The following is a 2,858-nucleotide window of genomic DNA, read 5'->3' as shown; positions in this document are numbered from 1 at the left end:
CCCCACGCGCCCCCAGGCCCGCATCGCGGCCAGCCTGGCAGACCTGGCTTTCGCGGCTGCTGCTGTGGGGAGGCGGCCTGCTGGTGGCAGGACTGACCTCGCTGCTGCTGGTGATCGCGGTCGCGCTGGCCATGGCCTACCCCAACCTGCCTGACGTCTCCGACCTCTCGGACTACCGGCCCAAGCTGCCGTTGCGCGTCTACACGGCCGACGGTCTGCTGATCGGCGAGTTCGGCGAGGAGCGCCGCAGCCTGACGCCGATCGCCGAGATCCCGCAGGTCATGAAGGACGCGGTGCTGGCCATCGAGGACGCGCGCTTCTACCAGCATGGCGGCGTCGACTACCTGGGCATGGCGCGCGCCGCGCTGGCCAACCTGGGCCGCTTCAAGAGCCAGGGCGCCTCCACCATCACCATGCAGGTGGCTCGCAACGTCTACCTCTCCTCCGAGAAGACCTACACGCGAAAGATCTACGAAGTCCTGCTGACTTTCAAGCTCGAGCATCTGCTGACCAAGGACCAGATCCTCGAGATCTACATGAACCAGATCTTCCTGGGCAACCGCGCCTACGGCTTCGCCGCGGCCTCCGAGACCTATTTCGGCAAGCCGCTCAAGGACATCACGATCGCCGAGGCCGCCATGCTGGCCGGCCTGCCCAAGGCGCCCTCGGCCTACAACCCTATCGCCAACCCCAAGCGCGCGCGTGCACGCCAGCTCTACATCATCGAGCGCATGGAGGAGAACCGCTTCATCACGCCGCAACAGGCCCAGGCCGCCAAGAGCCAGGAGCTGCGCGTGCGCTCGGGCCCGGACAACACGCGCGTGCACGCCGAGTACGTGGCCGAGACCGTGCGCCAGCTGATGTACGCCCAGTACGGCGACGAGACCTACACGCGCGGCCTCAACGTCTACACCACGCTCAAGTCCGACCAGCAGCTGGCGGCCTACCAATCACTGCGGCGCGGCATCATGGACTACGAGCGCCGCCAGTTCTACCGCGGCCCCGAGAAGTTCATCGAGCTGCCTGCCAACCCCAAGGAAGCCGAGGACGCGATCGACGACGCCCTGGTCGAGCATCCCGACAACGGCGACGTGATGTCGGCCGTGGTGCTGCAGGCCAGTTCGCGCAAGGTGATCGCGATGCGGCCCAACAGCGAGGCCATAGAGATCACCGGCGAAGGCCTGCGTCCCGTGCAGTCGGGCCTGTCGGACAAGGCCGCGCCGGCGATCAAGATCCGGCGCGGCGCCCTGATCCGCGTGGTCAAGACGCCGCGCGGCTGGGAGATCACCCAGCTGCCCGAGGTCGAGGGTGCCTTCGTCGCCATCGACCCGCGCGACGGCGCGATCCGCGCCCTGGTCGGCGGCTTCGACTTCGAGAAGAACAAGTTCAACCACGTGACCCAGGCCTGGCGCCAGCCGGGCTCCAGCTTCAAGCCCTTCATCTACTCGGCGGCGCTGGAAAAAGGCTTCACGCCGGCCACCGTGGTCAACGACGCGCCGCTGTTCTTCGACGCCGGCGTGACCGGCGGCCAGCCCTGGGAGCCCAAGAACTACGACGGCAGCTTCGACGGCCCGATGACGCTGCGCCGCGGCCTGGCCAAGTCCAAGAACATGATCTCGATCCGCATACTGCAGGCCGTGGGCGCGCAGAACGCCCAGGACTGGGTCACGCGCTTCGGCTTCGAGGCCGACAAGCACCCGGCCTACCTGACCATGGCCCTGGGCGCAGGCTCGGTCACGCCGATGCAGATGGCGACCGCCTACTCGGTGTTCGCCAACGGCGGCTACCGCGTCAACCCCTACCTGATCGCGCGCGTGACCGAGCAGCGCGGCAAGCTGCTGGTCGAGACCCCGCAGCCCCAGCTGCAGGAGGAGGCGCGCGCGGTCGACGCACGCAACGCCTTCGTGATGTCCAGCCTGCTGCAGGAGGTGACGCGCTCGGGCACCGCGGCCAGGGCCCAGGCCATGCTCAAGCGGCCCGACCTGTACGGCAAGACCGGCACCACCAACGACTCCATGGACGCCTGGTTCGCCGGCTACCAGCCCAGCCTGACCGCCGTGGTCTGGATGGGCTACGACCAGCCGCGCAAGCTCGGTGACCGCGAGACCGGCGGCGGCCTCAGCCTGCCGGTGTGGATAGGCTTCATGGAAACGGCGCTGCGCGGCGTGCCCGTGACCGAGACGCCGCTGCCCGAGGGCGTGGTGAACGTGGGCGGCGACTGGTTCTACGAGGAATACGCGCGCGGCTCGGGCATCAGCAGCCTGGGCGGCATGGATGGCAGCCCGGCCGTTGCCGCGCCCGCACCGACGCCGCCCGCCGACGAGCGCAGGCGCATCCTGGACCTGTTCAAGAACTAGGGCGCGAAGCTCAAAGGCACGCCGGCCTGGACGCTGGCGTCGCGCGAGAGCTGCTCGAAGAACTCGCCCTGGCCCTTGGTGTCGGTCCAGCGGCCGTCGACCTGCTTGTAGTGGTAGCCGCCCGAGCGGGCCGCCAGCCACACCTCGTGCAGCGGCTTTTGCAGGTTGACGACGATCTGGCTGCCGTTGGGGAAGACGAGCGTGACCATGCCGCCCACGCGCTGGTTGTCGATGTCGGCGTCGGTCTGTTCGTTGATCCGGTCGCAGGTGGACTCGACCGCGCGCAGCAGCTGTTCCGCGCGATCCATGAATTCGAGGTCGGTCATTACAATTCCGGGATGTTGAAGCGTCCGCAAATTCTAGCCAGCGCCTTTGCCCTTGCCGCCGGCGCGGTGGTCCTGTCCGGCTGCGGCCAGAAAGGACCGCTGTACCTGCCCACCGAGCCGGCCGCCGCCCAGCGCGCCACCCTGCCCCAGACCCTGATCCCCGGCGCCCTCGCAC

3 protein-coding genes are annotated in these 2,858 nt (G+C 68.5%); 2 read left to right on the top strand and 1 reads right to left on the bottom strand.

Going from position 1 to position 2,858, the window contains the following annotated elements; translation table 11 throughout:
• On the top strand, positions 1-2,357 hold a 2,357-nt coding region (locus FFS10_RS22760), incomplete at its 5' end, for a penicillin-binding protein 1A (RefSeq protein ID WP_249931396.1).
• Here FFS10_RS22760 and cyaY read toward each other — a convergent pair.
• Positions 2,354-2,683 carry an iron donor protein CyaY gene (gene cyaY / locus FFS10_RS22755; RefSeq protein ID WP_137896876.1) on the bottom strand — a complete coding sequence of 110 codons (330 nt, stop codon included), beginning with the start codon at positions 2,681-2,683 and terminating at the stop codon, positions 2,354-2,356. The genes FFS10_RS22760 and cyaY overlap by 4 nt on opposite strands.
• A gap of 12 nt (positions 2,684-2,695) precedes the next feature.
• Here cyaY and lptM point away from each other — a divergent pair.
• Positions 2,696-2,858 (top strand): LPS translocon maturation chaperone LptM (gene lptM / locus FFS10_RS22750; protein ID WP_137896875.1); only part of this gene is annotated, 163 nt, incomplete at its 3' end.

The organism is Ramlibacter sp. 2FC, from assembly GCF_005503345.1.
GTDB lineage: Bacteria > Pseudomonadota > Gammaproteobacteria > Burkholderiales > Burkholderiaceae_C > SCMQ01.
Note: the sequence above shows the minus strand (reverse complement) of the source record. Positions and strands in the feature narration are given on the sequence as shown.